At 78.3% G+C, this 8,071-nt stretch carries 7 protein-coding genes; 5 read left to right on the top strand and 2 right to left on the bottom strand.

Going from position 1 to position 8,071, the window contains the following annotated elements; genetic code table 11:
* On the bottom strand, positions 1-2,596 hold a 2,596-nt coding region (locus FA014_RS16170; RefSeq protein WP_230323267.1), incomplete at its 3' end, for an ATP-binding protein.
* A 477-nt stretch (positions 2,597-3,073) separates the two neighbouring features.
* Here FA014_RS16170 and FA014_RS16175 point away from each other — a divergent pair.
* Together FA014_RS16175 and FA014_RS20150 are read left to right on the top strand one after the other, a co-directional pair.
* Complete coding sequence (locus FA014_RS16175) at positions 3,074-3,775, top strand: HAD-IA family hydrolase (protein ID WP_154730677.1); 702 nt, start codon at positions 3,074-3,076, stop codon at positions 3,773-3,775.
* Between the two features lie 176 nt (positions 3,776-3,951).
* Positions 3,952-4,383 carry a PspC domain-containing protein gene (locus tag FA014_RS20150; protein ID WP_195969324.1) on the top strand — a complete coding sequence of 144 codons (432 nt, stop codon included), beginning with the start codon at positions 3,952-3,954 and terminating at the stop codon, positions 4,381-4,383.
* A 3-nt stretch (positions 4,384-4,386) separates the two neighbouring features.
* On the opposite strand, the gene FA014_RS16185 is transcribed toward FA014_RS20150, so the two are convergent.
* Positions 4,387-5,211, bottom strand: a complete 825-nt coding sequence (locus tag FA014_RS16185; RefSeq protein WP_154730678.1) for an amino acid deaminase — start codon at positions 5,209-5,211, stop codon at positions 4,387-4,389.
* A 200-nt stretch (positions 5,212-5,411) separates the two neighbouring features.
* On the opposite strand from FA014_RS16185, the gene FA014_RS16190 reads away from it, so the two are divergent.
* From FA014_RS16190 to phnC, 3 genes are all read left to right on the top strand, one after another.
* Positions 5,412-6,218, top strand: a complete 807-nt coding sequence (locus FA014_RS16190; RefSeq protein WP_195969325.1) for a hydrolase — start codon at positions 5,412-5,414, stop codon at positions 6,216-6,218.
* A gap of 2 nt (positions 6,219-6,220) precedes the next feature.
* On the top strand, positions 6,221-7,195 hold the full coding sequence (phnD, locus tag FA014_RS16195) for a phosphate/phosphite/phosphonate ABC transporter substrate-binding protein (protein WP_419178418.1): 975 nt from the start codon (positions 6,221-6,223) through the stop codon (positions 7,193-7,195).
* Between the two features lie 80 nt (positions 7,196-7,275).
* A complete protein-coding gene (gene phnC, locus FA014_RS16200; RefSeq protein ID WP_154730680.1) occupies positions 7,276-8,031 on the top strand; it encodes a phosphonate ABC transporter ATP-binding protein in 756 nt (251 codons plus the stop codon).
* Positions 8,032-8,071: the final 40 nt, after the last annotated feature.

Here is an 8,071-nt window from a genome sequence, read left to right on the forward strand (position 1 = left end):
GCAGGGCCTCGGCGTGCCGCCAGCGGGTGCGCGCGAGCTCGTACCGGTAGCCGTAGTCGAACTCCGCGGCGGCGACGGCCCACGCGTCCGGGTCGGCGACGCCGACCAGGCGGGCGTGCTCGGCGTGCGCCCGGGCCAGCCAGGCGCGCCCCTCCGGCCCGAGCTGCCCGCCGCGGGGCCGGCCCCGGTCGGCGGTCACGACGGCGCGGTTGAGCAAGCGGGCGCCGAGGTCGAGCCGCGGCGCGGGATCCCGGCCTGCGAGCCGGTCCGCGGCGGCCTGGTCGGCGAGCGCGGCGATCCCGAGGGCCGACAGCCAGATGCCGCCGAGGAAGTAGTCGGACCACACGCGGCTGATCTCGTCGATCAGCTCGTGCGCGAGCGCGACCGCCTCGTCCAGCCGGCCGGCCCAGGTGAGGGCGTCGACGGCGCAGCCCCCGGCGATGAGCGTGATCATCGTGTCGTCGTGCTGGCCGTGCAGCAGGGAGAGCCCGCGCTCGGCCGCGTCCGCGTCGCCGCGCGCGACCGCCGCGTACATCTGCACGCCGTCGACCGCGGAGGCGGCGCGCGGCGGGCCGGGGTCGGCGCTCGGCGCGGGCGGGGTGAGGTCGCCCCGGGTGTACCGGACGATCTCGGCGAACAGCCGCAGCTCGACGCCGTAGGCGCTCCAGGTCAGCCCGGAGCGGGCGGCGAGCTCCAGCCCGACGGCCGTGGTCGCGGCGGCCTCGTCCAGCCGGCCGGCGTAGTAGCGGTTGGCCGCGAGGTTGTAGGTGCAGCGCAGCTCGGTCGTGGTGTCGCCGGCGTCCCGGGCGCGGTGCAGGGCCACCGTCAGCAGGTCGGCGGCGCGGTCCCGGTCGTCGACGACGAGCACGGCCAGCGAGATGAGGGCGTCGGCCTCGGCGTCCACGGCGCCCGCGGCGCGGGCCTCGTCCACGGCCGCGGCCGCCGACACCTCGGCCTGGTCGTCCAGGTCGGAGTTGAGCGCGGCCCGGGCGTGCGTGGCCAGCGCCCAGGCGCGGGCGGCGTCCGGGGTGCCGCCCAGGTCGGCCAGCGCCTCGAGCGCCCGGTCGGTCTCGCGCAGCGCCTCGTCCACCCGCTCGGCGCCGAGCAGGTGCCGGGCGAGGGTGGTGCGCAGCGCGGCGACCCGGCGGGCCTCGGCGCCGTCGGCCGCGCCCCGGGGCTCGACCGCCGCCACGGCCTCGCGCGCCATGGCCACCGCGCGGTCGCTGAGCCCGGCCCGCCCGCCGGCCGCGGCGGCGGCGAGCAGCACGTCCACCCGCTCCTCCCCGAGGTCCGCCGCCGCGGTGGGGACACCCGGCCACAGCCGGAGCACCGTCTCCAGGTGGCGCAGCTCCTCGGCCGGTGCGAGCACCCGGCCGGCCTCGCGGGCGGCGTCCCGGGACGCGAGCAGCGCGAGCCGGTTGTCGTGCGACAGCAGCGCGTGGTGCGCGCGCTCCGCGGGCGTGGCGAGCGACGGGTCGGCCGCGGCGGCCAGCAGGTAGTCCCGGTGCAGCGCGACCTGCTCGCCGGGGAGCAGGTCGGCGTACACGGCCTCGGACAGCAGCGCGTGCCGGAAGGCGATCCGGCGGTCCTCGCCCACCAGCACGTGGTGCGCCACGGCGTCCCGCAGCGCCGCGTCGAACGCCGCGTGCCGGTCGGGGTCGTCCGTCGTGCCCGCCACGACCGCGCGCAGCAGCGGCTCGGCGACCCGGCGGCCGGCGGCCGAGGCCGCGCGCACGAGCCGCTGGACCTCGGGCTCGAGCGCCTCCAGCCGGGCGCGCAGCACGTCGGCGAGGGTGCCCGGCAGGTCGGCGCCCGCGCCGCGGGCCTCCGTGAGCTCCTCGGCGAAGTACGCGTTGCCCTCGGAGCGGCGCTGGATCCGGCGCAGCGCCGCCTCGGGCAGCGGCTGCCCGGCGAGCCCGGTGGTGAAGGCGCGCAGCTCCTCCGTCGTGAACGGCGGCAGGTCGATCCGCTCGACGCGCGGGTGGCGGCCGAGCTCGGCCAGCACGGGGCGCAGCGGGTGCCGGCGGTGCAGGTCGTCGGCGCGGTAGGACCCGACCAGCAGCACCGGCTCGGCGCGCAGCCGGGCGACCAGGAACCGGAGCAGGTCGCGGCTCGACGAGTCGGCCCAGTGCAGGTCCTCGAGGACCAGGACCAGCGGCCGCTCGGGCGTCCCGGCGGCGGCGAGCGCGGCGGCCACCCCCTCGAACAGCTGCAGCCGCTCGGCCTGCTCGTCGGCGCCGGTGCGGGCCGTGCCGGCCGGCTCCGCGGCGCCCGACGGCAGCAGCCGGCGCAGCGCCGGCCGGGTGGCCACCACCTCGGTGACGCCGGGGCAGTCCGCGTCGACGATCTGGTGCAGCGCGTCGGCGAACGGCAGGTACGGCAGGCCGATCTCGCCCAGGTCGACGCAGTGGCTGATGACGACGGTCGCGCCGCGCTCGGTGGCGAGCCGGGCGGTGTGCGTGAGCAGCCGGGTCTTGCCGACCCCGGCGTCCGCCCCGAGCAGCACCAGGCCGGGCTCGCCGGTCGCGGCGCGCGCGACGGCCGCGAGCAGCGCCGCGACCTCCTCGTCGCGGGCGACGAAGGGTGCGCGTGCCACGGACCGGCTCATGGGGTCGATCGTCGCAGCCTCCACCGACACGCGTCCTCCTCGTTCTGCCGTCGGCGGATCAGCGGTGCCGGCGGCGCCACCGCCAGCCCAGGTCGGACCCGCGCACGGCGGCGCGGACGACCTCCTGGCGGTAGGCCACCTCGGCGTCGAGCGCCGGGCCCCAGATGGTGTCCATGTCCGTCTCCCCTGTGGTGCATCGCCCCTCCGGTGGTCGGGGTGGCGTGCCGGGCCCCTCCCGGCAGGAACCACACTGGTGCTGAGGCCGGGGGCGCCGGATCGGTCGACCGACCACTCCGCGGGACCGGTCGGGGCGGGACCGCGGCTGAGGTGGCACTGAGGTGCCCCCGTACGGCCTGAGGCGGGGCTGAGGCGGGCCTGAGGTGCCCGGTCGCGGCCCGCCGCCCGGCCCGCGGCACGACCCGCCCCGCGGGCCGGCGACCTGCCCGGTCGTGCGAGGCTCGGGCCATGACCGCCACCACCGGACCCCGGCCCGCCCCCGCGCGCGACGTGCTCGACGAGGTGTTCGACGCCGTCCTGCTCGACATGGACGGCACGCTGATCTCCTCCACCCGCTCGGTCGAGCGGTGCTGGCTCCGGTTCGCCGCGGAGTTCGGCGCGCCGACCGCGGACCTCGCGCCGTTCCGGTTCCACGGGGTGCCCGGGCGGGACATCGTCGACCTGCTGCTCCCGGACCGGGACCCGGCGGAGCGGGCCGCCGCCCTCGCCCGGGTGGTCGACCTCGAGGTGTCCGACACCGAGGGCATCGAGGTGCTGCCGGGGGCGGCCGACGCGCTGCGGCTCGGCGCGGCCGGGCGCGCGGCCGTCGTCACGTCCTGCGGGGCCCGCCTGGCCGCCGCGCGGATCGCCGCGGTGGACCTCCCGGTGCCGCCGACCGTGGTCACCGCCGACGACGTCGGGCGCGGCAAGCCCGACCCGGAGCCGTACCGCACGGGCGCCGCGCGGCTCGGGGTGGACGTCCGGCGCTGCCTGGTCGTCGAGGACGCCGAGTCCGGCGTGCGGTCAGGGCGCGCCGCGGGGGCCGCCGTCCTCGCCCTGCGGACCACCGAGCCCGACGGGCCGGACGGCGGGGCGGACCTCGTCGTGGCCGACCTGTCCGCCGTGCGGTTCGAGGTCACCGGCGCGGGCGTGCGCGTGCGGCCGGCCTGAGCCCCGCCGCTCCGGGCGCCCCGGGTGGGCCCGGACCGGCTCCCGCCGCCGGTCAGGGTGCGGATCAGGGTCCGGCCAGGGTCCGTCCCGGATGTGCGCCGCGAGCGGGACCGGCACCGTAGGGGGTGTCGCGGAGCACCGCGGCGCACAGCGGCACCCGACGGGAGAGAACGACGATGACCGGCATCTACGAGTCCCTGTGGCGGAGCGGCCTGGTCCGGCCGCTGGACGGCCGGGTCCTGGGCGGCGTCTGCGCCGGCCTCGCGCGGCGGTTCGGCATCGACGCGTGGCCGATGCGCTGGCTGTTCCTGATCGTGATGATCGTCCTGCCGGGCAGCCCGCTGCTGATCTACCCGCTGCTGTGGATCTTCATGCCGGGCGAGGACTGGGTGGCCCGGGTGCACGGGCCGTCCGCGTACGCGCAGGCATTCCCCGGCGCGCGGCCGGGGTACGCGGCACCGCAGCAGCCGCCGTACGCGCAGCAGCCGCCGTACGCGCAGTCGTACCCCGCCGCGGGCGAGCAGCCGCCGGCCCCGCAGCCGCCGGCCGCCCCGGAGTCCCCGGTGGCCCCGCAGCCGCCGCAGGACCCGGCGGACGGTCCGCGCTGAGCCTCAGCCGAGCAGCACGTTGTACCGCGGGGCCGGGAGGAGGGACCCGGTCGCGCGGAGCCACCGCGGGGACGCGTCGACGGGGAACGCGGTGACCGGGCGCACGCCGCCCGGCCCGACCCACCCGTAGACCAGCGCCCCGCCCCCGACGCCCTGCGCACGGACCACCACCGTGCGCAGGGCGTCGGCCGTCCCCGGGACGGCGTCGTCCCGGACCAGCAGCGCCCCGGCGGGGTCGGCGAGCACCGGGAGCACGGCGTCGGTGACCCGCTCCAGCAGCGTCCGGTCGTCCGGCCGGTGCCAGGGGAGCAGGTGCCGGGGACCGAGCCCCAGCGCGGCGGCGAGCGCGCCGCCGGTCCACCGGTCGCGCTTGCGCCCGAACGGCGTCGCGGCCGTCGAGAGCAGGTAGCCGTACACGTGCGCCAGGCCCGCGTCGGCGCCGGGGAACTCGACGGGCAGCCCGGCGCGGCGCTGCAGCCAGGCGAGCACCCGCTCCGGCACCACCGGGGCGCCGGTCAGCTCGTCCACCACCGTCGACCGGCCCCAGCGGCCGAACGTCCCGCGCTCGCGGTCGACGTCGACCTGCGCCGCCAGCCACCCGACGGGCCCGTCGGCCCGCAGGGCGCGGTCGGGGTCGTCCGCCGCGGCGCGGGCGGCGTCGTCGAGGGCGCGCAGCGCGGCTGCGTCGAGGGCGCGCAGCGCGGCGTCGTCCGGGGCTCCGAGCGCGGCGTCGCCGTCGGGGGCGGGGGCGTCGGCGGTGACGGCCCCGTCGGCGGGGACGAGGGCGACGGCCCCGTCGGCAGAGGCGGGGGAGACGGCGTCGGGCACGGCCGCACGCTAGCCGCGCGTCCCCGAGCCGAGGCGCCCCCGGGACCGTCCCCCGTGCCGCCGGGGGCGAGTGTTCGCCCGCCGTTCACCGGTGTTCACCCGCCCGTGGGCGTCTCGTCCAGAACAGCCCCCTAGCGTGGACGATGCGTCCAGACGGGCGCGACCCACCGGGCGACCCGCCCCCGCACGTCAGGCGATCCGTGAGCCGCACCGACACCCTCCTCCTGCTCGACTTCGACGGCACCGTCGCCGTCGGGCACGGGCCGGTGCACGCCTACGCCCGCGCCGCGGCGGCGAGCCTGGCCCCCGCCGCCCGCCGGGCGTTCCTGGCCGAGGTGACCGCGGCGGTCGAGCGGCTGGGCGACCCGACCCCGGCCGGGACGCGCTCCGGCCGGGCCGACGCCCGCGGCGCCTCGGCCGACGGCCTGCTGCCGCTCGACGGCTACGACCTCGTGCGCCTCCTCGCCGAGAAGCACGGCGTCGGCCCGCTCGCGCTGTCGGCCGCCTACCTCGCGAGCCGGCACGCCCTCGGCACCGACGACGCCCCGGTGGCCGCCCCGCTCGGCCTCGCCGCCGTGCTCGCGGAGGTGCGCATCGAGGCCACGGTCGTGCTCGCCACGAACGCCCCGGCGATCCGGCTCCGGGAGACGCTCGCGGCGCTGGGGCTGGCGGGCCTGCTCGACGGCGTGCTGACCGAGGCCGGCAAGCCCGCCGGCATGGCCGCCGTGCTCGACCGGCTCGGCGTCGCCCCCGCCGGCCCGGTCCGCGCGCTCAGCGTCGGCGACGTCTGGGCCAACGACCTGGCGCCCGTCGCCGCCCGCGGGCACGCGACCGCCCTCATCTCCCGGCGCCCGCCGCCGGAGGCCCGCCCCACGTGGACCGTCCCCGACCTGCCGGCGCTGTACCCGGCGCTCCGGGACTGGGTCCGCGCGGGCGGGCGCACCGCACCGTCCGAGTCCCAGCCCCAGCCCGCCCGGGTCCCCGCCCGGGTCCCGACCGAAGGATGACCATGTCGAAGCACGTCCTGCCCGGCGCCGCCCTGCTGGCCGTCGCCGCGCTCGCCCTGTCGGCCTGCTCCGGCGACGCCGAGGCCTCGCCGTCCGCCGCGGAGACCGCCGCCGACCCCACGTCGCTCACCCTCGCGCTGGTCCCGTCGCAGGACCAGGACGGCCTCGTCGACACGGCGAAGCCGCTCACCGACTACCTCACCGAGGAGCTCGGCATCGAGGTCACCGGCGTGGTGTCCAAGGACTACCAGGCCGCCGTCGAGGCCATGGGCGCCGACCAGGCGCAGATCGGCTTCCTGCCCTCGCTCCAGCTGTGGCAGGCGGCGGACATGTACGACGCCAGCGTCGTGCTGCAGACCGAGCGCAACGGCAACATCTCCTACCCGGCGCAGTTCATGACGAACAACCCGGACAAGTACTGCGAGGACGAGCCGGTCGAGCGCGACGGCATGCTGTTCTGCAACGGCGCCGACGCGCTGCAGGGCCCCGCCGGCCTGGACTCGATCACGAAGGTCGAGGGCGCCAAGGTCGCCCTGCTCGGGCCCGCCTCGCCGGCGGGCTACATCTACCCGGTCCTCGCGCTCCAGGAGGCGGGCCTCGACACCGACACCGACATCGAGCAGCTCCCCGTGACGGCGAACGACGCCTCGGTGCTGGCCGTCTACAACGGCGACGCCGAGGTCGGCTTCTCGTTCTGGGACGCCCGCACGATCGTCGCGAGCGACACCCCGGACGTCGGCCAGAAGGTCGTCGTGTTCGCCCTGACCGAGGAGATCCCCAACGACGGCGTCGCGCTCGCGGCCTCCCTGTCGCCGGAGCTCCAGGACCGGATCACCACGGCGCTCGAGGACTTCTCGAACACCGAGGAGGGCTCGCAGGTGCTCACCGACATCTACTCGATCTCGAAGCTCGCCCCGGCCGACCCGGACTCGCTCGACGTCGTCGCCCGCGCGGCGGAGAAGCTCGGCCTGCAGTGAGCGTCGGCCTCCGGGCCGCGTCGGGCGGCGCTGCCGCGGCGGACCCCGCCGCGGCAGCGCCCGCACCGTGGCCCGTCCGGATGCGCGACGTGGTCGTGCGCTACCCGAACGGCGTGACCGCCCTCGACGGCGTCTCGCTCGACCTGGAGCCGGGCGAGATGGTCGCCGTCGTCGGCCTGTCCGGCTCCGGCAAGTCCTCGATGATCCGCACCCTGAACGGCCTGGTGCCGGTCACCTCCGGCACCGTCGAGGTCGGCGGCCACGACGTGACCGCGGCCCGCGGCCGGGCGCTGCGCGCGCTGCGCGGCGAGGTCGGGATGATCTTCCAGAGCTTCAACCTGGCCGGCCGCGCCACCGTGCTGCAGAACGTCCTCGTGGGCCGGGTGGCGCACGCGCCGACCTGGCGCACGCTGCTCGGCGCGCACACCGCGCAGGACCGGGACGTCGCGTACGAGGCGCTGGACCGCGTCGGCATGCTCGACCGGGCCTGGCACCGCGCGTCCCACCTGTCCGGCGGGCAGCAGCAGCGCGTGGCCATCGCCCGGGCGCTGGCCCAGCAGCCGCGCGCCGTCCTGGCCGACGAGCCCGTCGCCAGCCTCGACCCGCCCACCGCGCACGGCGTGATGTCGGACCTGCGCCGGGTGAACCGCGAGCTCGGCCTCACCGTCGTCGTCAACCTGCACCTGCTCGACCTCGCCCGGGAGTACGGGACCCGGCTCATCGGGCTGCGGGCGGGGCAGGTCGTCTACGACGGCCCCGCGGCGGACGCCACCGACCGGGTGTTCGAGGACATCTACGGCCGGTCGATCCGCCCCGACGACGTGCTGGGCTCGTGAGCGCGGCCGACCTCGCGGCGCCGTCCGGGGTGCGCGGCGG

The sequence above is a fragment of the Cellulomonas hominis genome (assembly GCF_005239125.1).
Taxonomy (GTDB): domain Bacteria; phylum Actinomycetota; class Actinomycetes; order Actinomycetales; family Cellulomonadaceae; genus Cellulomonas; species Cellulomonas hominis_A.

Coding starts and splice junctions, on each gene's coding strand:
- phnC (WP_154730680.1), top strand. CDS start 7,276: ATGCGCGACGTGGTCGTGCGCTACCCGAACGGCGTGACCGCCCTCGAC.
- FA014_RS16175 (WP_154730677.1), top strand. CDS start 3,074: ATGACCGCCACCACCGGACCCCGGCCCGCCCCCGCGCGCGACGTGCTC.
- FA014_RS20150 (WP_195969324.1), top strand. CDS start 3,952: ATGACCGGCATCTACGAGTCCCTGTGGCGGAGCGGCCTGGTCCGGCCG.
- phnD (WP_419178418.1), top strand. CDS start 6,221: ATGTCGAAGCACGTCCTGCCCGGCGCCGCCCTGCTGGCCGTCGCCGCG.